Origin of the sequence: Myxococcus sp. NMCA1 (assembly GCF_026810205.1) — a bacterium.
Classification (GTDB): Bacteria; Myxococcota; Myxococcia; order Myxococcales; family Myxococcaceae; genus Myxococcus; species Myxococcus xanthus_A.
On record NZ_CP113950.1, the window covers coordinates 697,040 to 716,794 of the forward strand.

The 19,755-nt window shown below is 71.0% G+C and carries 17 protein-coding genes; 10 read left to right on the top strand and 7 right to left on the bottom strand.

The genetic code is table 11. The annotated features are described in order from the left end of the window. The first annotated feature begins 44 nt into the window (after window positions 1-44). Entirely contained in the window at window positions 45-1,130 is a 1,086-nt protein-coding gene (locus tag OZ403_RS03075; RefSeq protein WP_140800599.1) for a hypothetical protein, read from the top strand. A gap of 91 nt (window positions 1,131-1,221) precedes the next feature. On the opposite strand, the gene OZ403_RS03080 is transcribed toward OZ403_RS03075, so the two are convergent. The 4 genes from OZ403_RS03080 to OZ403_RS03095 form a co-directional block, all read right to left on the bottom strand. Further along, a complete protein-coding gene (locus OZ403_RS03080) occupies window positions 1,222-1,512 on the bottom strand; it encodes a hypothetical protein (RefSeq protein ID WP_237078002.1) in 291 nt (96 codons plus the stop codon). Window positions 1,513-1,588: 76 nt separating this feature from the next. Then, entirely contained in the window at window positions 1,589-2,350 is a 762-nt protein-coding gene (locus OZ403_RS03085; protein WP_268783437.1) for a mechanosensitive ion channel family protein, read from the bottom strand. After that, on the bottom strand, window positions 2,269-3,267 hold the full coding sequence (locus OZ403_RS03090) for a hypothetical protein (protein ID WP_268783438.1): 999 nt from the start codon (window positions 3,265-3,267) through the stop codon (window positions 2,269-2,271). Before OZ403_RS03090 ends, OZ403_RS03085 begins: the two co-directional genes overlap by 82 nt. Before the next feature lie 43 nt (window positions 3,268-3,310). Then, on the bottom strand, window positions 3,311-4,726 hold the full coding sequence (locus OZ403_RS03095; protein WP_268783439.1) for an NAD-dependent succinate-semialdehyde dehydrogenase: 1,416 nt from the start codon (window positions 4,724-4,726) through the stop codon (window positions 3,311-3,313). A 142-nt stretch (window positions 4,727-4,868) separates the two neighbouring features. On the opposite strand from OZ403_RS03095, the gene OZ403_RS03100 reads away from it, so the two are divergent. From OZ403_RS03100 to OZ403_RS03125, 6 genes are all read left to right on the top strand, one after another. Next, on the top strand, window positions 4,869-5,108 hold the full coding sequence (locus OZ403_RS03100; RefSeq protein WP_140787062.1) for a hypothetical protein: 240 nt from the start codon (window positions 4,869-4,871) through the stop codon (window positions 5,106-5,108). Window positions 5,109-5,189: 81 nt separating this feature from the next. Further along, window positions 5,190-5,894: a phosphatase PAP2 family protein gene (locus OZ403_RS03105; RefSeq protein ID WP_140787064.1), complete on the top strand. Its 705-nt coding sequence runs from the start codon at window positions 5,190-5,192 to the stop codon at window positions 5,892-5,894. Between the two features lie 130 nt (window positions 5,895-6,024). Beyond that, window positions 6,025-7,785 carry a histone deacetylase family protein gene (locus OZ403_RS03110; protein WP_140787066.1) on the top strand — a complete coding sequence of 587 codons (1,761 nt, stop codon included), beginning with the start codon at window positions 6,025-6,027 and terminating at the stop codon, window positions 7,783-7,785. A gap of 12 nt (window positions 7,786-7,797) precedes the next feature. Then, window positions 7,798-8,457, top strand: a complete 660-nt coding sequence (locus tag OZ403_RS03115) for an acyltransferase (protein ID WP_140787067.1) — start codon at window positions 7,798-7,800, stop codon at window positions 8,455-8,457. A 161-nt stretch (window positions 8,458-8,618) separates the two neighbouring features. Then, complete coding sequence (locus OZ403_RS03120) at window positions 8,619-10,790, top strand: ATP-binding protein (protein ID WP_268783440.1); 2,172 nt, start codon at window positions 8,619-8,621, stop codon at window positions 10,788-10,790. A gap of 145 nt (window positions 10,791-10,935) precedes the next feature. Beyond that, the gene (locus tag OZ403_RS03125) at window positions 10,936-12,996 is read left to right on the top strand and encodes a neutral/alkaline ceramidase (RefSeq protein ID WP_268783441.1); all 2,061 of its coding nucleotides are present in this window, start codon (window positions 10,936-10,938) and stop codon (window positions 12,994-12,996) included. A gap of 13 nt (window positions 12,997-13,009) precedes the next feature. Here OZ403_RS03125 and OZ403_RS03130 read toward each other — a convergent pair whose 3' ends face one another. Beyond that, window positions 13,010-14,419 (bottom strand): serine/threonine-protein kinase, encoded by a 1,410-nt coding sequence (locus tag OZ403_RS03130; protein WP_140787072.1) that lies wholly within the window; start codon window positions 14,417-14,419, stop codon window positions 13,010-13,012. 132 nt (window positions 14,420-14,551) lie between these two features. Next, on the bottom strand, window positions 14,552-15,604 hold the full coding sequence (locus tag OZ403_RS03135) for a DNA ligase (RefSeq protein ID WP_174259180.1): 1,053 nt from the start codon (window positions 15,602-15,604) through the stop codon (window positions 14,552-14,554). A 169-nt stretch (window positions 15,605-15,773) separates the two neighbouring features. Here OZ403_RS03135 and OZ403_RS03140 point away from each other — a divergent pair, with 169 nt between their 5' ends. The 3 genes from OZ403_RS03140 to OZ403_RS03150 all read left to right on the top strand — a co-directional run bounded on the left by OZ403_RS03140 (window position 15,774) and on the right by OZ403_RS03150 (window position 18,736). Further along, window positions 15,774-16,262, top strand: coding sequence for a gluconokinase (locus OZ403_RS03140; protein WP_268783442.1), 489 nt, complete (start codon window positions 15,774-15,776; stop codon window positions 16,260-16,262). A gap of 210 nt (window positions 16,263-16,472) precedes the next feature. Beyond that, window positions 16,473-17,021, top strand: a complete 549-nt coding sequence (locus tag OZ403_RS03145) for a carbonic anhydrase (protein ID WP_328285501.1) — start codon at window positions 16,473-16,475, stop codon at window positions 17,019-17,021. A 14-nt stretch (window positions 17,022-17,035) separates the two neighbouring features. Then, complete coding sequence (locus tag OZ403_RS03150) at window positions 17,036-18,736, top strand: dihydroxyacetone kinase family protein (RefSeq protein ID WP_140852964.1); 1,701 nt, start codon at window positions 17,036-17,038, stop codon at window positions 18,734-18,736. Window positions 18,737-18,910: 174 nt separating this feature from the next. On the opposite strand, the gene OZ403_RS03155 is transcribed toward OZ403_RS03150, so the two are convergent. Continuing rightward, window positions 18,911-19,723: an oxidoreductase gene (locus OZ403_RS03155; RefSeq protein ID WP_140852965.1), complete on the bottom strand. Its 813-nt coding sequence runs from the start codon at window positions 19,721-19,723 to the stop codon at window positions 18,911-18,913. Window positions 19,724-19,755 lie beyond the last annotated feature (32 nt).

Below are 19,755 nucleotides of genomic sequence, written 5' to 3' on the forward strand. Positions count from 1 at the left end.
CCCAGGACGAATGCAAACGGTTGAGCATTTCCGTTTGTTGCACCCTGCATATGCAGCAGGCGACGAATGGCGCGCATCCCCTCCCTGCGGGGACGTGTCGTCGTTATCGTCACCCCGTGCCTCGCGGACGTTCCCAGCCTCCGATTTCCCCGCCTTCCCGTCTCCAATATGAACGCCTGCTCAGGTTGGAGGACGCGCTTTCGGAGGGTCGTGCGCGTGAGGACGCGGCGGTGGAGGCCTGGGTGCGCCGTACCGGGCAGATGCCGCCCCGGAAGATTCGCCGGAAGTGGGAGAAGCAGTGGCGGCGGGAGGCGAAGCACGCCGCCCGCCGCGCCGAACGGGAGGTGCTGTCCAACCGCTCTCGCAACCCCGCGCGGGGCGCCGCCTACGTCACCGCGTCGATAACGTGCGTGCTGATTGCCCTGGCGCAGCCCCGCAGGCTGTGGTGGCTGGTCTTCGTGGCCCTGGGCTTCTTCCTGGCTTCGTTGAAGCACCTGGAGCGCCCCCGTCGTGACGAGGGCCGTGCGCGCGACGCTGGAGCTCCGGAGCGGGCGCCCGTGGGTGTCTCGGCGGGGGAATCGGACGCCCGGGTGGCGAAGGTGGATGCCCTCTGCGTCCGGCTGATGGAGGCCCTGCGCGAGGGGCCCGCGGTGCTGCGCGAGCTGGTGCATGCGCCGGAGCGCACGGTGGAGGCCCTGCGACAGGGCTGTCACGCACTGGTGCGCCGTGAGCGGGAGCTGCGGGCGCTGGCGCCACCGGATGAGGCCCAGCGGCTGGACGCCGAGCGGGACGCGCTGGCCGCGCGGGTGGCTTCGGAAGAGGACGCGGTGGTGCGGGAGCGGCTGGCCGGCGCGCTGGCCGCGCTGGAGGCGCAGCGGCGTCAGCGCGCGGAGCTGGCCACCGCGGCGGCGCGGCTCGAGGCGGAGCACATGCGCCTCTACTACACCCTGGAGGGCCTCTACGCGCAGGTGCTGCGGGTGCGCTCGGCGGACACCGCGGGGGAGGACATCGCTGGGCTGGGGCTGCGGCAGAGCGTGGAGCAGCTCGGCGCGGAGGTGGAGGCGGTGACGCAGGCGCTGGAGGAGGTCCACGCCGCGCCCGGCGGTGGTGGCCGGACGCGGACGCGGTAGAGGCCTGGAGCGTGGGTCACGCCGGTGTGCTGTCCGGCGCGTCTACGTGGGACGCGGTTCGCGGTGGGACGGCCGCCCTCGCCCCCGGCGCTCAGCGGACCTCGGGGCAGTCCCAGACGTTGCGCGTGCCCAGGGGGCGGCAGGTGCAGACGTAGTCGGACCAGATGCCATCCGTACACTGCTGCGTCGTGCCCGGGCCGGGGCACGACGTGTAGTGGAGGTTCCAGCAGAACTGGAGCAGCGGCGGCCGACTGGCGTCGGCGGCCTCCTGGCTCACGAGCTCCTCCGGGTCCACGTCCACCGACAGGTCCTCCGAATCGAAGTCGGACGAGGCGAACGCGGGCAGGGATAGGGACAGGGCGATGAGGAAAGCCTTCTTCATGGGACGGACTCCGTGGGGTGAGAGGGATTGCAGCTGAAGACGAAGCAACTCGAATCCTGGGGAGGCACCTCTATCGTTACCGGTGTGAGGCCGCGAGCGCCTGGGGCTCCTGCTGCGGTGCCTCGGAGGTGGCGGGAAGCAACGGGCCCCCCTCGTATTCCACCCCCTTGGGGTAGGGGAATTCCAGGCCATTGGCGGTGAAGGCCTCGATCAGCAGCCGGTTGAGAAGCCGCTTCACGTCGAAGTGTGTCCCTGGCTGCACCTTGGCTTCGATGCGCATGGTCATCCAGCTCTCGTCCATGCTCTCGATACCCAGAAGCTTGGGGATTTCGGACACCTTCCCCTGCGACAGCATGGGCACCTGCTCGCACACCTGGCGAATCACATCCATCACCTTCTTCAGGTCGCTTTCGTAGGCCACGGCCATGTCCACAATGGCCAGCGTCCAGCCGCGGCTGTAGTTGATGACATTCTTGACCTCGCCATTGCGGAGGATGTGAAGGCGCCCGAAGCGGTCGCGAATGCGGGTGATGCGAGGCGTTATCTCCTCCACCACGCCCTCTGTATCGTTGATGCGGATGTAGTCGCCGTTCAATATCTGGTCTTCGAAGAGCAGGAAGACGCCGTTGACCATGTCCGTAACGATGGCCTGCGAGCCCAGGCCCACGGTGAGGCCGACGATGCCGGCGCCCGCGAGGATGGGGGTGGGGTCCACGCCAATGTCGCTGAGCACCATCATCCCCACCAGGAAGTAGACTAGGTATTTGGAGGTGCTCTGGATGAGGGCGACGAAGGTGTTGCGCCGCCGGGTCGCATCATCCAGGTCGGGGCCGTCCACCTTGAATGCCGGGCGATGAGCAGCCGGACGAACTCCACGACGACGCTGGCGGCGAAGAACAGGGCGATGACGCGGATGAGCACCGGCCCGTACGGAGCAAAGAGTTCCAGGCCCTGGAACCGGCGGATGATGAGGGTCGCCACCGAGATGTAGACGATGGCCTCCAGGCTCTTCTGCCCCACCGGTAGCAGCCGGCTGAGCGCCATGAAGTACTCCTCGTACTTCGTGGCCGTGTTCTTCGCCGCCCAGGTCCCGACCAGCCGCCCTGACATCAGGTGCAGCAGCGACACCGCCAGGCGCCCGCCGCTGATGGACATCAGCACGAAGAGGATGGTGCCAATGAGCCAGTCGAACACGGTTGGGAGTTGCAGCGAGGTGAGCGCCAGGCCCACCACGAAGTAGGCCAGCACCAGCTTGATGAAGCCGGGGCCCTGCTCCATCGCCTTCTGGGCATGTGCCCTGTGTTCCGGGGGCAGTTGCCATTCATTCAACCTGCGTTCGATTCGCACCAGGAGCTGGCGGGCCGCTCGATCCAGCACCAGGAAGGCCGCCATCAACAGCACCAGCAGCCCCGCACCGCGCCCCAGGTCCGCCAGCCCTTCCGCCGTCACCCCCGCAAGCAAGGCATTGAAGTGGGGGGCCAGGTCCTTCTCCGCCCACAGGGCGAAGCCCAGCACCGCGATGCCGGCGACCACCACCACCAAGGACAGGAGGGCGGCGCTCAGCCGGGCGCGCTTGCGAAGGGCGTCGGCCGCCTGCTCCAGCGCCTTCAGCCCCACCAGCCGGATGCCCCGGTACAGCAGCGCGCTGGAGCCCACGAGAAGGGCCCAGAGCGCGAGCAGCATCAATGTCACGCTCAGGCCGACGAGCCAGGCGTTATTCAATTCGACCGTATCCGCGATTCTGAAGATCTCCATGCAATGCGTGCATATCATGCCGATGGACGCGCTGCGTCTCAGGCTACTCGCTGATGGCGGCGCGAGGCGGAGGCTGCTGCGCCGTGTCCTCCGTCGCCGCGATGCGGACGGACTTGATGTTGACGAACTCGTGGATGCCCACGTCCGCCAGCTCGCGCCCGTGGCCGGAGTGCTTCACGCCGCCAAACGGAAGCCTGGCGTCCGACGCCACCAGCGCGTTGACGAACACCATGCCCGCTTCGATGCCGTCGATGAAGCGCCGCTGCTCGGCTTCGTCTTGCGTCCACACGCTGGCGCCCAGGCCGAACGGCGTCGCGTTGGCCAGCTCCAGGGCGTGGTCCACGTCACGCGCGCGCAGCAGCGTGGCCACGGGGCCGAAGAGCTCGTCGTGGAAGGCGGGGGCTTGGGGCGGGGGCTCGGCCAGGACGGTGGCCGGGTAGAAGTTCCCCGGACCCTCCAGGGGCTTGCCGCCCAGGAGCAGCCTCGCGCCGGCCTTCACGCTCGCCTCCACCTGGGCATGGAGCCCGTCGAGGATGCCGCGCGTCGCCAGGGGACCCAGGTCCGTCTTCGCATCCATGGGGTCGCCCACGGTGACGCGCTTCATCCGCTCCACGAAGCGACGCTCGAACTCGGGGTAGATGGCGTCGGCGACGATGAAGCGCTTGGCGGCGATGCAGGACTGGCCGTTGTTGATGAGGCGCGCGGACACCGCCGTCTCCACCGCCTTCTCCAGGTCCGCGCTGGGCATGACGATGAACGGGTCACTGCCGCCCAGCTCCAGCACCACCTTCTTGATGGCCTTGCCCGCGGCGGCGCCCACGGCCCGGCCCGCGCCCTCGCTGCCGGTGAGCGTCACCGCGCGCACGCGGCGGTCTTCGATGACGCGATTGACGTCGGCTGACTCGATGAGCAGCGTCTGGAAGGCGCCGCGTGGGAAGCCCGCCTGAAGGAAGAGTTCCTCCAGGGCCAGCGCGCACTGGGGCACGTTGTGGGCGTGCTTGAGCAGGCCCACGTTCCCCGCCATCAGCGCGGGCGCGGCGAAGCGGACCACCTGCCAGAAGGGGAAGTTCCACGGCATGATGGCCAGCACGGGCCCCAGGGGCTGGTAGCGCACGAAGGCGCGGCCGGTGCCCATGTCGACGAGCCTGTCGCGCAGGAGGGATTCGCCCTTGTCCACGTAGTAGCGGCAGGCCGTGGCGCACTTCTTCGCCTCGGCCTTGGCGGCGTCGAAGGGCTTGCCCATCTCCTGCGTCATGATGCGGCCGTAGCGGTCGGCCTCGGCCTCCAGCAGGTCGGCCGCGCGCCGCAGCCAGGTGACGCGGTCGGCGAAGGTCGTCTCGCGGTAGGCGCGGAACGTGTCGGCGGCCGTCTGGAGCTTCGCCTCCAGTTCCTCGGCGGAGAGGGGCGTGAAGGTGCGCAGCGTCTTGCCGGTCGCCGGGTCGATGGTGGAAATGGCCATGGAAGTGCCTCCTTGGGGCCCTGTGATAGCAGCCAGGCGCGGGGAGCCCGTGCCGCTCGTGGCCCGAGCGTCCAGCCGTTCACTCCAGGGCTTTCGCGGCCCCGGCCCCTCCTTTATATGGGGGGCAGGACTGGAGACTGCCATGGCCGACATCATCCGCGAGCGCCGCTTCAACTTCCTCATCGCTGGGGTGCTGTCCTTTTTCATTCCCGGCCTGGGACAGCTCTACAAAGGCCAGTTCCTGCGCGCCGTCCTGTGGTTCCTGATGGTGGGGGCCGGCTACTGGTTCTTCCTCATCCCGGGCTTCGTCCTGCACTTCTTCTGCGTCCTCGGCGCGGCCTTCGGCAGCGCGGGCAGCGACCGCATCCGTCTTCCCGGATAGCCAACGTTCAGCGCGGGAGACGTCCCGCCGGACGCCGGAGTGCATACAGTCACCGCCATGTGGCGGAGGCTCTGGCAGTGGATGTCGGGATGGGACGTGGCGGTGACGCGGCCATTGGGGCTGCTGTTGTTGTTGCTGGTCTGCTGTCTGAGCTTCATCGCCCTGTCAGACGAGGTGGCCGAGGGCGAGACGCAGCAGCTCGATGAACGCATGCTGTTGGCGCTGCGCAATCCCGAGGACCCGGCGCGGCCTCGCGGGCCCTGGTGGCTGCGGCGCACGGCGGAGGACGTGACGGCGCTGGGCGGCGTTCCCGTGCTGACGCTCGCCACCATGGCGGTGTGTGGCTTCCTCCTGCTGGTGAGGCGCTACCGGACGCTGCTGCTCGTGCTGGGCGCGACGCTGGGTGGCGCGGGCCTCAATGTCTTGCTCAAGCAGTTCTTCGCCCGGCCTCGGCCATCCGTGGTGCCGCACCTCACCGAGGTGGTCAGCCAGAGCTTCCCCAGTGGGCACGCCATGCTGTCGGCCACCGTGTACCTCACGCTGGGCGCACTGCTGGCTCAGCTCGCCGAGCGCAGGCGACTCAAAATCTACATCCTCACCGTGGCGCTGCTGCTGCCGTTCCTCGTGGGTCTGACGCGCGTCTACCTGGGCGTGCACTACCCCACGGACGTGCTTGGTGGCTGGGTGGCCGGACTGGCGTGGGCGCTGCTCATGGCGGTCTGTGCGCGGACGCTCCGACGGCGGAGCCCTGCGCTGCGCGCGGAGGCCCGGCGCCCGGTGGAGTGAAGCGCGGCGGGCCGCGTCGTGCCGTCCACCCCATGGCGCCGTTCACTGCGCGAAGCTCCACTGTGCCACTGTGCCCAGGCGTCCTGTTGGGCCCTGGTCCCAGACCTGGCGCCGTGAGAGACATGGGCCCATGAGCCTGTGGGACTGGCTGTCGCGATGGAGCTGGGGCGGCGCGCCGGTGCCCGCCTTCTACGACGAGTCCTACCGGCTGCCCCTCGCCGGCATCGAGTCCTCCGTGGGCATCGAGCCGCGCGGCGTGGACTTCACCACCTGGTATCTCCTGGAGGCCCGCGCGCTGCGCTCCCAGGACGTGCACCACCCGCAGCCGGTGAGCCTCGCCGAACTGTCGCGCGTGCATGACGCCGCCTACCTGGAGTCGCTCGGCCAGCCGGAGACGCTGGCGCGCATCTTCGCCACCAACCCCGCCGACGTGCCAGTGGACGCGCTGCTGTCCAACCTGCGGCGGGTGTGCGGCGGCACGCTGGGCGCGGCGCGGCTCGCGGTGGCGCGCAAGGGCCCGGTGGTGAACATGGCGGGCGGCTTCCACCACGCCGGTCCGGCGCGCGGCGGCGGTTTCTGCGCGGTGAATGACATCGCGATAGCGCTCGCCGCCCTCCACGCGGATGGCTTCGACGGACAGGCCGTGGTGCTCGACCTGGATGCCCACCCGCCGGATGGCACGGCGGAGTGTCTGGCGGGCCAGAAGCGGGCCTGGATTGGCTCGCTGTCCGGCAGCGACTGGGGCGCGCTGTCGCCCGAAGTGGATGAGACGCGCGTCCCCGAGGACACGGACGACAGGACGTACCTGGCCCTGCTCGACGGCCTCCTGGAGCGCATGCCCCGGCCGGACGTGGCCTTCGTCATCGCGGGCAGCGACGTGCTCGCGGGAGACCGCTTCGGCCGCGTGGGCCTGTCCCTGGACGGCGCCCGTCGCAGGGACCGGGCCGTGGCGCGCGCCCTGCGTGGCATCCCCAGCGTCTGGCTTCCAGGCGGGGGCTATCACCGCGACGCGTGGAAGGTGTTCGCGGGCACCGTGCTCGTCCTCGCGGGGCAGGGCCGTCGCCGCATCAAGGCGCGCTATGACCCGCTGAGCGCGCGCTATCAGCGCATCGCCCGCTCACTGACGCGCGAGGGCGCGACGCCGCTGGACGAGCCCATCACCCAGGAGGACCTGGAGGGCTCCCTCGGCCTGAGCGGCGGCCAGCGCCAGCCGCGCATCCTCGGCTACTACACGGCGCAGGCGCTCGAGTACGCCTTCTTCCGCTACGGCCTCCTCTCCTTCGTGGAGCGGCTCGGCTACAGCCGGCTGCGCGTGGCGGTGGGCTCCGTGGGGGAGGGAGACCGGATGGAGGTGCACGGCTGCGCGGCGGGCCAGGAGCACCTGCTGGTGGACTGCGTCGTGGAGCGCCGCGTGCTGGCGGGGGAGCCCTTCCTCTTCGTCAACTGGCTCAGCCTGCGCCACCCTCGCGCCCGCTTCAGCGAGGGGCGCTCGCGGCTCCCCGGCCAGGACGTCCCGGGCCTGGGCCTGGCGCGCGAGGCGACGGAGATGCTGCTCGTGATGGCCCGGCGCCTCGTCCTGGCGGGCGTGGCCTTCCGTCCCATGTGGTTCCACCTGGCGGCGCTGGCGCGCGCGCGCTTCCGCTTCCTCGACCCGGCGCGGCAAGGGCGCTTCGAGGCGCTGCTGCGCGACCTGGGGCAGCTGCCCCTCCTGCAGGTCTCCCAGGCGGTGGTGGACGGCCACGTCCTGCTCAACGGTCAGCCCTACGCGTGGGAGGCGAGCGACATGGTGTCGCGCCTGGAGCCCGCGGCCGGAGACGTGGAGGCCATTGCCCGGGAGCGTGAGCGCTGCCAGTTCACCTGGGAACCCACCCGGCTGGCCACCGGAGCATGATAGGGAACGGGCGTGGACCTGGACGCGCTTCGCCGTGAGCAACACAAGCGCCGGCTCTCCTGGATGCCGTGGCTCTACTTCGTCCTCAAGCCCCGCCACCGCGAATGGGCGGATGCCTGGCAGCGCGAGGTGCAGGCGCTGCTGCGCGAACTGGAGACGGTGGACATCGCGGAGGGGTGCTTCATCGCCCCGGAGGCGCGCATCTTCGCCGAGCCCGGACGCACCGTCTCCATCGGCCCCGGGTGCAGCATCGCCGCAGATGTCTTCCTCCACGGTCCCGTGTCACTCGGACCCCGGGTGAGCATCAACGCCCGGGCGAGCCTGGACGGCGGCGCCGCGGGCATCCGCATCGGCGAGGGCACCCGCATCGCCACCGGGGCCACCCTCTACGCCTTCGACCACGGCATTGCCCCGGACCGGCCCGTGCGCGAGCAGCCCGTCACCTCGCGGGGGCTCGTCATCGGCGCGGACGTGTGGGTGGGGGCCAATGCCGGCATCACGGACGGTGTCACCGTGGGGGACCACGCCGTGGTGGCCATGGGGGCCGTCGTCACCCGGGATGTGCCGGAGTGGGCCATTGTCGCGGGCGTGCCGGCCCGCGTCGTGGGGGACCGGCGGCAGCGGCCCCGCTCAGGTGCTCCGGGTGGATGGGAGCCCGAAGACGGAGCGTGAACTTCTCCCGCCTTCATTGACTTCCAGTTATTGAGACCCAATATGCTTCGGGTCGACGTCGCCACGGGAGGGGAACCGCAGGGTCTGGATTCGCTCCCGGCAGCCGTAGGTGCTGTCAGGGCTCCGGCCCCTCTCCGATGAGGCGCTAGGGAGGCCAGCACGTGGCAGACGAGCAACGGGACGCGGCGGTCATGGACGCTCCCGGGAAGGCTTCAGGGACAGTTCCCGCCGACATGGCGTGTGAGCTGCTCCCTCCCATGAAGTCGCAGGCGTCACACGCCGGGAGCCAGGTGGAGTCCGAGCGTTTCCAGCACCTGTCCGAGCTGCTGCACGAGGTGGTGTTCCAGCTCGACGCGCAGGGGCGGCTCACGGTGCTGGGGGGGGCCTGGGCGCGGCTCACCGGGACGCCCGTGTCCGCGTGGCGGGGCCGCGCGCTCCTGGAGGCCATCCACCCGGAGGACCGCGAGCGCGCCCAGGCGTTGCTGGCGTACACGCCCGGCACCGCCGTTTCGCGCCAGGAAGTGCGCGTGGACACGGGCGGCGGCCATGGCGTCCGCTGGGTGGAGCTGTCCGCCCGGGCCCTGGCCACCGTGCCGGGCGAGGTGATGGGGACGCTCCTGGACGTGACGTCGCGGCGCACCGCCGAGGAGGCCGTCACCACCCGCGAGCGCTACCTGGAAGCCATGGTGCAGGTGCAGCGGCGGATGATGGGGCACGAGCTGCCGGATGACCTGTACGGCGCCGTCGTCGAGCCGCTGGGCCACGTGTCCGCTGCCAGCCGCGTCTACGTCTTCGAGATGCACTTCGCCGAGAACGGCACGCTGCTGGCGTCGCAGCGCGCGGAGTGGTGCGAGCCCGGGGTTCCTCCCAACCTGGAGGACCCCAACATGCACGGCCTGCCCTTCGACGAGGCCCTGCGGCCCCACCAGTCCGAACAGCTGCAGCGCGGCGAGCCGGTGCAGGGCCAGCCGCGAGACTTCTCGGAGCTGCTGGCGCCCATGCTGGAGGCGCAGGGCGTCCGCTCCGTGCTGCTGCTGCCCATGCACGTCCACGGGCAGCTCTTCGGCGTCATCGGCTTCGACAACTGTCGCGAGCCCCATTCCTGGGGCCCCATCGAGGTGAACCTGCTGTCGGGTGCGGCGGGCGCGCTGTCCCTGGCGCTGGAGCAGCGCACGGCCAACGCGCTGCGCATGCGCACGGAGACGACGCTGCGGCGCACCGAGGCCGGCGTCCACCTGCTCATCGAGGCCTTCCCGGACCCGGTGCTGGTGCACGTGGGCGACGGCGTGCTGCTCTCCGTCAACCCGGCGCTGGTGCAGTACCTGGGCTTCCGCGACGCCTCGGAGCTGGTGGGCCGCCACATGCTGGACCTGGTCCGCCCCGAGGACCGGGGGGCCGCGCAGCTCCACCTGAGCCAGGCGCTGGAGGGCAAGAGCGCGGCGCGCGTGGTGGAGATGCCGCTGGTGCGCAGCGACGGCGAGGTGGTGGTGGCGGACCTGGTGACGCTGGCCGTGGTGCTGGATGGCTCGCCCGCGCGCATCACCGTGGCGCGCGACTTCACCGAGCGCAAGCGCACCCAGGCGCAGCTCATGCTGACCGACCGCATGGCCTCCATGGGCCTTCTGGCCGCCGGCATCGCCCACGAGCTGAACAACCCCCTGGCCTACGTGCTGTCCAACCTGGACTTCCTCCACAGCGCCGTGGGCGGCGTGCGTCCACGGATGCTCTCCCCGGAGGACATGGTGGAGCTGCGGCAGGTGCTCGACGACGCCCGCGAGGGCGCCGAGCGCATGCGCCAGATTGTCCGCCAGCTGCGCGTCTTCTCCCGCGTGGAGGACGGCAAGGAAGAGTCGGTGGACGTCCACGCGGTGCTCGAATCCGTGACGCAGATGGCCGCCAGCGTGGTGCGCGCCCGCGCCCGGCTGGTGAAGGACTACGGGGAGGTGCCGCTCGTCCGTGGCAACGAGGGCAAGCTGTTCCAGGTCTTCCTCAACCTCCTCATCAACGCCGCGCACGCCATCGAAGAGGGCGACTCGGAGGCGAACGAAATCCGCCTCACCACCCGCGCGGAGGTGGGCGGCCGGGTGATGGTGGTGGTGAGCGACACGGGCCAGGGCATCCCCCCGGAGCACCTGCGCCGCATCTTCGACCCCTTCTTCACCACCAAGTCCTCCGGCCTGGGCACCGGCCTGGGGCTGTCCATCTGTGACACGATTGTGACGGCGCTGGGCGGCCACATCTCCGTGGAGTCGTCGGTGGGGGCCGGCACCACCTTCCGCGTGGCGCTCAACCCCGCGCCGCCCAAGGCCCCGGCGAACCGGCCGGGCGCGTGAGCGCTGAGACGGCCGGTGTCACCTCCGGCCTTCGCGCGGACTGTAGCCCTCTCGACGGCTCGTTCTTCCGGTACTGCGCGCCCGCCCTGAAGCGTTATCCACTTCCACCCCAGGGGGATGTCCCCTGGCTCCTTGGAGGCAGGCCATGCGCACCCACTTCGTCCGGCACCTGCTGGCGCTCTCGCTCGTGCTCGCGACGGGCGCCCAGGCGGCCAGCCAGCCCTGGCGGACCTCCCCCCATCCCGAGTCCGCCGCGTCCGGCCTGACGGGCGCGTGCGAGGACGCGCGGGAATTCCTGCTGGGCACGGGCAGCGCCGACATCACCGGCCCCGCCGCCGAGGTGGGGATGATGGGCTACGGCATGGTGGAGCAGCAGACCACCGGCATCCACCAGCGGCTGCGCTCGCGCGCGTTCGTCATCGCCTCGCCCTGCAACGGCAAGCGGGTGGCCTTCGTCAGCGCGGACCTGGGCATGGTGTTCCAGGCGGTGAAGCAGCAGGTCGTGGAGCGGCTGCGCGCGCGTTATGGCGACCTGTACACCGACGACAACGTGCTGCTGAGCGCCACCCACACCCACTCCGGGCCCGGGGGCTATTCGCACTACACCTTCTACAACCTCACCACGCTGGGCTTCTCGCCGCAGAACTTCGAGGCCATCGTCTCCGGCATCGTCGCCTCCATCGTCCGGGCGCATGAGCGGCTCGCCGAGGGCACGCTGCGCCTGTCGTCGGGGGAGTTGTTCGGCGCCAGCCGCAACCGTTCCCCCAACGCCTACCTGCTCAATCCAGCCGAGGAGCGCGCCCGCTACGCGCACGACGTGGACACGCGGATGACGCTGCTGCGCCTAACCCGCGCGGATGGCACCGACATGGGGCTCATCAACTGGTTCGCGGTGCATGCCACGTCCATGGGCAACGGCAACACGCTCATCAGCGGCGACAACAAGGGCCTGGCCTCGTACCTCGCCGAGCAGGCGCAGGGGGCCGGGGACACGTTCGTCGCCGCCTTCGCCAACGCCAACGAGGGCGACGTGACGCCCAACATCCTGGGCGGCACCCACGGCGGCGGCGCCAATGACTTCGAGGACACGGACCTCTCTGGCCGCAAGCAGTACGACTTCGCCGCGAAGCTGTGGGCGGAAGCGAAAACGCCGCTCACGGGCGGCGTGGACTACCGGCATGTCTACGTGAAGATGGACGCGGTGGACGTGGCGCCATCCTTCGCGGACGGCGCGCCGCGAGCCACCTGCCCGGCCGCCATCGGCGTGTCCATGCTGGCGGGGGCGGAGGACGGGCCGGGTGTCGGCGTGGAGGGCGTCACCTGCGCCGCTGGCCAGAACGCCTGGGGGCAGTTCAGTTGCTCGCTCGCCACCACGCCGTGTCAGGCGGAGAAGCCCATCGTCCTGGAGACGGGCAGCATGCGGCCCTTCCCTTGGACGCCGGAGGTGCTGCCCCTGCAACTGGTCACCATCGGCAACCTGGCGCTGGTGGCGGTGCCCTTCGAGCTGACGACCATGGCCGGACGCCGCCTGCGCGACACCGTGGAGACAGCGCTGGCGCCCGCGGGCGTGACGGACGTCGTCATCGCGGGCCTGTCCAATGCCTATTCGGGCTACGTGGCCACCCGCGAGGAATACGCGCGCCAGGACTATGAAGGCGCCTCCACGCACTTCGGCCCGTGGACGCTCGCGGCCCTCCAGCAGAACTTCCACCTGCTGGCCACGTCGCTGCGGGACGGCGCCGGTGTGCCGCCCGGGCCCACGCCCAGGGACTTGCGCAAGGAGCAGCTCAGCCTGCAACCCGGCGTGGTGTTCGACGACAAGCTCTTGTGGGTGGACTTCGGCGAGGTCGTCACCGACGCGCGGCCCACGTACTCGCGCGGCGACACGGCGAGCGCCACCTTCTGGGGGGGGCATCCCAAGAATGACCTGCGCCTGGAGGGCACCTTCCTGCGCGTGCAGCGGCGCGAGCCGGACGGCACCTGGACGGACGTGGCCACCGACGCGGACCCGGCCACGCGCTACCAGTGGCGGCGCGAGAACTGCGTGCCCACGTTGGCGTGCTCCCACGTCACCGTGACGTGGGGCATCCCCGGCGACACGGTGCCGGGCACGTACCGGCTCGTCCACGAAGGCAACTGGAAGTCGGGCTGGGACGGCAACGTGCGGCCCTACTCTGGTGCCTCACGGACCTTCACGGTGAAGTGACGCGCGGCCCGCGTCAGAGCACCACCTCCGCGCGCATCAACGTGGACGCGGGCGTGGTCAGCCGGTGGGGCTGCACGCGGCGGATGAGCTCGCACAGCCGGGCGGATGGGTTGATGAACTGCACGCCCACGCCCGTGGACAACATGCCCCATGTTTGCGCCTGGGCGGCGTCCACGTGGCGCACCACCTCGCCCGCGCACTCCACCAGCTCGCCGGCCAGCAGCAGGGTGAACTCCAGCCGGTTGAACAGGCGCGGGAAGGGGTCCGCGCAGCACATGAAGAGCCCGCCCCGGCTCAGCTCCGTGCACAGCACCTCCACGTCGCCCGCGCCGGAGCGGCGCCGCACGCGCGCCACCCACGTCAGGGGTGGGGTGAGCATATTGGGCTCCGTCGCCGGGCCCTCCGTGTCCAGCCACGCCAGGGACGGCACCGGCGTGTGGCTGCGCGGCGGCGGCGTCTGGGGCGACAGGGCGTCCGCCAGCGGCTGGGCGGCGGCCAGCAGCAGGGCCTCCTTGAACTCCAGCGCGGTGGCGTAGCGGTCCTCGCAGCGGCGCGACAGCGCGCGCAGCAGCACCTCCGACAAGGCGGGCGGCACCCCGGGCACCAGCAGGTGCGGCGGCGGCGCGCCCACCGGGCCCGTGCCCAGCGCCAGCTCCACCATCTGCCCCCGCTCGAAGGGCAGCTGCCCCGTGGACAGGTAGTAGGCCGTCACCGCCAGCGCGTAGATGTCCGCGCGACCGTCCACCGGCTGCCCCGCAGACTGCTCGGGCGCCATGTATGCCGGCGTGCCCAGGACGATGCCCGCCGCTGTCTCGTCCTCACCCGGGTGGGGACGGCGCGCCTTGGCCACGCCGAAGTCCAGCACGCGCAGCGACGGCGGCTCGCCCGCGTGCCGCACCACGAAGAGGTTGTCCGGCTTCAAGTCCCGGTGCACCACGCCGCACCGGTGCGCCGCGTCCAGCGCGTCACACGCCTGCGCCAGCAGCGACACCAACGCCGCGGGCACCATGGGCCGGGGCAGGTGCGACATGGGCACGCCTTCCAGGTACTCCATGACGAAGTAGTGGATGCCGCCGGGCGCCTCGTTGATGTCGAAGATGTGGACGATGTTCGGATGGCCCACCACGTTGACCGTGCGTGCTTCCGCGTAGAAGCGCGCGCGCAGGCTTTCGTCCCGGCCCAGGTGGGGGTGCAGCACCTTCACCGCCACCCGTGCGCCAATGCGCGTCTGCTCGCCCAGGTAGACGGTGCCCATCCCTCCAGCGCCCAGCCGGCGGACCAGCCGGTAACTCCCCAACGTCTGGCCCGTGAGGTCCACGGGAGGGGCTTCCGCGTCGCCCGTGGACAGGTACACCTGCGTCCAGGGCTCGCCGCCACACGCCACATCGTAGGGATGCTCGGTCAGACAGAGCTCGCAGTGCATGGTTCCCTGAAGCAGACACCAGGGCGGCGCCCGGGCGCGCATCACCCCGGGCACGCACCGTCTGTCAGGTGGCAATGCGGCGCCGCTCCGTCGACCAGCGGACCGGTGACTCCTGCCGTGGGACGGCTGGCCTCAGCTCGCGGCGAAGGGGGCGGCGTCGACGCGCACACCCACGTACGACGGGAAGCGTGGCACGCCGTCGTTGGACAGCTCCTGGTAGCGGAAGGTGATGATGGCACCCACGGGTGGCGGCGATGCGCGCTCCGCGTCCGACAGGCCCGTGCCCACGCTGAAGCGCGTGCCGTTACGCAGCACCACCTCCAGCGCGCCCAGGCGGCCCTTGTGGCGGCCCGCGCCAGCCACGTGTCCCACCACGCGCGCTTCGTCGTCCTTGAAGCTCTTCACCTTGAGCAGCGTGTGGGAGCGGCCCGCCTCGTAGCGCGAGCCGGGCTGGCGCAGCATCAGGCCTTCTCCACCCAGTGCCTCCACGCGCGCCAGCTCCGCGCGCAGGTGCGGCGTGCCGTCACAGCGCGCGTGGGCGTGCCACTGCGCATACGCGGGCTTCGCCTCCTCCATCCACTGTCGGCAGCGCTCCAGCCTCGCCTCGAAGGTGCCTTCCACGCCGGGCGCGTCGAAGGCGACGAAGGCCAGCTCCTTCCAATCGTCGCTGCGGTCCTGCCGGCGGACGATGCTCACCGTGCGTTGAAAGCGCTTGCGCCCGCCGAACAGCTCACCGTCGAGCGGGAAGTCCGGCAGCCCCGCGGTGAACCACTCCGGCGCGAGGAACGCGTTGCCCAGCCGCGACCAGAACTGCTTCCCGTCCCAGTACGCGCGCACGCCGTCCAGCTTCTCACTCATCCACCAGCCGGTGAGGTCCACGTCGTTCTCCCACGACTGGGCCAGCAGCAGGGGCGGGGCCTTGGTGTCGTCGCTGGCCGACGTGCTCCTCGTCGGACGCGCGGGGACCGCGGGTGCGCCGGATGCGTCACCGCCGATGCGCGCGTCCTCCGCGGCGTCTCCGCGCACGCGGCGCAGGTGCTTGCAGGTGCGCCGCTCGATGGCCACCGACTGGTTGCGCCAGGCGGGGCACGAGCACGAATACACACCGCCGGTGTTCTTGAGGATGTAGGGCTTGGAACCCGAGCCCTGAACCGAGACCTGCTCCCCGTCCGCGATGTCCGCCATGACCGACCCTCCGTGCCGCATCCGGAGCGGCGATGGGATGAAGCATACCCCCTGGGGCCGACGTTTCAGGACGTGATGCGGTGGGCATTCCGCCTCGGAAGGGGTGGCGCGAGGCCGTTGGGCACCCCACGATGTGGAGTGGGCCCCGGAACCAGGAGGAGTCGCGTCAATGGTCGTCATCGTCATGGGGGTATCCGGAGCGGGGAAGACGACGGTGGGCCGCACCCTGGCAGCCGAGCTGGGCTGGCGCTTCATCGACGCGGATGACCTGCACCCGCGCTCCAACGTGATGAAGATGGCCGCGGGCGCGCCGCTGACGGACGAGGACCGCGCCCCCTGGCTGCGCAAGCTGCGCGACGAAGTGGCGCGGGCGCTGACGCAGGGCGAGGACGTGGTGATGGCGTTCTCCGGCCTCAAGCAGGCCTACCGCACGCTGCTGGAGGAGCTGGACCCCGCGCACGTGAGGTGGGTGTTCCTGCACGCGCCGCATGAGGTGCTCGCCCGCCGGATGTCGCAGCGCCAGGGGCACTTCATGCCCGCGTCCCTGCTGGAGAGTCAGATGGCCGCCATGGAGCTGCCTTCGCGCGCGCTCAGCGTGGACGTGACGCCGCCGCCAGCGGACATCGTGAAGCACATCCGTGACCATCTGGGTATCTGACGGCTGAACTCCCGCGTCGAAGCACGAGGACGGCTCGCCCCTTGGTCGCCCGGCTGGTGTATAGCGCTCTGTTGGGTTGACACCTTTTCGCTTCACCCACCCGCGAGGACCCGCGCAATGCCCACTGCTTCGACGCCACCCATCTCCGCCCAGGATGCCCTTGCGCGCCTTCGGGAAGGCAATCAGCGGTTCGTCCTGAACGCGCGCAGCATGGAAAACCTGCTCGGCCGCTCCGCCCGGCAGGCGCTGGTGGCGGGGCAGAGTCCCTTCGCCATCATCCTGTCGTGCTCGGACTCGCGCGCGCCGTCGGAGTACATCTTCGACCAGGGGTTGGGGGACCTGTTCGTCATCCGCGTGGCGGGCAACGTCGTCGCGCCGTCGCTGGTGGGCAGCGTGGAGTTCGCGGCGGCGAAGTTCGGCACGCGCCTGGCGGTGGTGATGGGGCATTCGCACTGCGGCGCGATCCAGGCCACGCTGGACTACGTGCGTGACGGCAAGGGCGCGGCGTCCGAGAACATCCGCGACATCGTGGAGCGCTGCCGCGCGCCGGTGACGACGGTGGTGAGCGCCGCCGGGCCGAATGCGGACCCGGAGTTCCTGATGAAGGAAGCCGTCCGCGCCAACATCCGCAACTCCTGCGACACTCTCCGCCATGGCAGCCGCCTGCTGGAGCGTTTGTGCAGGGAGGAAGGCATGCTCATCGTCGGCGCCGAGTACTCGCTGGAGACGGGCGCGGTCGACTTCTTCAACGGCGTCTGAGAGAGGACACGTTCATGAAGAAGCTGGTCAACGCCCCTCGCGCGGTGGTGCGGGAGATGCTGGAGGGGTTGGTCTCGCTCGCCCCCGGGCAGGTGCTGCTGGAAGGGGAGTCGGTGGTGCTCCGCGCCGACACGCCTTCCGACGTCCGCGCGCGCAAGGTGGCTGTCATCTCCGGTGGCGGCAGCGGCCATGAGCCGGCGCACGCGGGCTACGTGGGCGCGGGCATGCTGGACGCGGCGGTGGCCGGTGACGTCTTCACCTCGCCCAGCACCGATGCCGTGCTGGCCGCCATCCGCGCCGTCGCGGGGCCCGCGGGCGCGCTGCTCGTCGTGAAGAACTACACCGGGGACCGGCTCAACTTCGGGCTCGCCGCCGAGCTGGCGCGCGCCGAGGGCATCCCCGTGGAGATGGTGTTGGTGGCGGACGACGTGTCCCTGCACGACACGGTGGAGCCCGCGCGGCGCCGGGGCATCGCTGGCACGGTGCTGGTCCACAAGGTCGCGGGCGCGGCGGCCGCGGCGGGCGCGGCGCTCCAGGACGTCCTCCGCGAGGCCACCGCGGCGGCGGAGGCGCTGGGCACCATGGGCGTGGCCCTGGAGCCCTGCACCGTGCCCGCGGCGGGCAAGCCGGGCTTCACGCTGGGGGAGGACGAAATCGAGCTGGGCCTGGGCATCCACGGCGAGCAGGGCGTGCGGCGCGTGCCGATGCAGACGGCGGACAGCCTGGTGGACACGCTGCTCACCACCATCGTCGAGGACCGGCGCATCAGCTCGGGAGACCGGGTGGTGCTGCTCGTCAACGGACTGGGCGGCACGCCGCCCATGGAGCTGGCCATCGTCGCCCGGCACGCATTGGCCGTTCTGCGTCAGGGCGGCATCCGCGTGGAGCGCGCGTGGAGCGGGACGTTCCTCTCCGCGCTGGAGATGCCCGGCTGCTCGTTGACGCTGCTGAAGGTGGACGACGCGCGGCTGGCCCGCCTGGATGCGGCGGCGGATGCGCCCGCGTGGCCCGGCGCGGGACGGCTGCCGAAGGAGCCGGGGGTGTACCGGCCTTCGTCCACGGCGTCTTCGGCATCGCTCCCGGCGGAGGCGCCGCAACCGGGGATGGACCGCTTCCGGAAGGCCGCCTTGCAGGTGGCGGACGCGTTCGAGCAGTCGGAGCCCCGGCTGACCGCGCTCGACAGCGCCGCGGGCGACGGTGACCTGGGGCTCAGCCTGGTGCGTGGCGCCGAGGCGATTCGCGCCCTCCGGGAGGACGCGTGGACGAGCCCCGCGCGCGCGTTGACGGCGCTTGGCAACGCGCTCCGGCGTAGCATCGGCGGCAGCTCGGGGCCCTTCTATGCGACGGCGCTGCTGCGTGCCGCGCGACGGCTGGCGGAAGGGCCCGTGGATGCCGCTGCCTGGGCCGAGGCCTTCGACCTGGCCGTCACCGCCGTGTCGGAGCTGGGCGGCGCGCGGCCCGGAGACCGCACCATGCTCGATGCGCTGCGGCCCGCCGCGGATGCGTTCGCGAAGGCGGTGCGGGACGGACAGGGGGCTCGTGACGCCTGGACCGCCGCGGTCCAGGCGGCCGAGGCGGGAGAGGAGGCGACGTCCCGGATGCAGCCGCGCCTGGGACGCGCCAGCTACCTGGGCGCGCGCGCCGTCGGCGTTCCCGACGCGGGTGCCGCCGCCGTGGTGGTGTGGATGAAGGCGCTCACGCCCGCGCTGGGCTGAGCGCCGTCGAGGACCGCGCCCCTCGGAGTGAGGGCGTGCAAGCCGGGATGCGCGTCCCGTTCCTGGCCGCGGGGATCCGCCCTGGGACAAGCCCCGCGGCGTCACTTCTGGCGCACCGTGGGGCCGGAAGTCCCGGAGCGCGCGGGCCCCTGAGGCGCAGCGCGTCCGGCTCCCTCAAGATGCAAAGTCCGTGGAGAGGGACAGCGCACGGTGGGCGGCCATCTCGCGGGCGACGAAGGCGTTCTTGTCCTCGATGCTCTTCACCGTGTCGCTGCCCAGGGCGAGGCGCAGGGGTGGGTTCTCCATCTTCGCCAGTTCGAGCATCGCGGTCGCGAGCTTTGACGGGTCACCCGGCTGACGGTGATTGAGCTCGGTGGCGCGCGCCCGGATGGCGCCGACCGTCTCCGCGTAGTCGGGAATGCTGGCCGCGGCCCGGGTGAGCGAGGCCGCGTCCAGGAAGTCGGTGCGGAAGTAGCCGGGCTCGACGACGGTGACGTGGATGCCCAGTGGCGCCAGTTCCTGGTGCAGGGCCTCGCTCAGCCCCTCCACGGCGAACTTCGTGGAGCAGTACACACCCCAGCCCGCCCCCGCGTGGTAGCCACCAATGGACGACAGGTTGATGATGTGCCCGGAGCGCTGCTGACGCATGCCAGGCAGGACCGCGCGGGTGACGGTGAGCAGTCCGAAGACGTTGGTGCGGTAGACCTTCTCGACTTCCTCGGCGCTCGCCTCCTCGACGCCTCCGAGCAGGCCGATGCCCGCGTTGTTCATGAGCACATCGATGCGGCCCGCGCTCGCCACCACGCTCCGGGCCTCTGCCTCGTTGGTGACATCCAGCTTCGCCGCCACCAGCCTCGGGTGGGGCGCCAGGGGAATGCTCTTCGGATTGCGCGCCGTGGCGATGACGCGGTCTCCCGCGTCGAGCGCCGCCTGCGCGATGAGAACGCCGAAACCACGGGATGCGCCAGTGATGAGCCAGGTCTTCATGGGGTGTGCTCCTCTTCAGCGGGTTACACGCG